The 252-nt window shown below is 73.4% G+C and carries 1 protein-coding gene; it reads left to right on the top strand.

Annotation, left to right across the window (positions count from 1 at the left end; all coding sequences use genetic code 11):
- Positions 1–15: 15 nt before the first annotated feature.
- The coding region (locus tag KVS67_RS12435; RefSeq protein WP_254629374.1) for an AMP-binding protein at positions 16–252 on the top strand (237 nt) is incomplete at its 3' end.

The following is a 252-nucleotide window of genomic DNA, read 5'->3' as shown; positions in this document are numbered from 1 at the left end:
ATGTCCTCCCGCGGTTTGGTCCAGCCCACGGCCGCGACGGCGGGCTGGCTGCGCCACCGCGGGGTGGGCCCGGGGGACCGGGTGACCGTGATGCTGCCCAATGCCCCGGCCTTCGTGGCGGTCTACGAGGCGCACATGCGTCTGGGCGCGGTGATGGTGCCGCTCAACCCGCTGTTCACCGCCCGTGAGCTGGAGTACTGCCTCGAGGACTCCGGGGCGCGCATGCTCAGGGCCATGCCCGGGCTGCTGGCC

The sequence above is a fragment of the Micrococcus sp. GbtcB5 genome (genome assembly GCF_019091605.1).
In the GTDB taxonomy this organism is placed as follows: Bacteria; Actinomycetota; Actinomycetes; order Actinomycetales; family Micrococcaceae; genus Micrococcus; species Micrococcus luteus.
The sequence above is the reverse complement of the archived record's forward strand: the minus strand, read 5'-3'. Positions and strand labels throughout refer to the sequence as shown.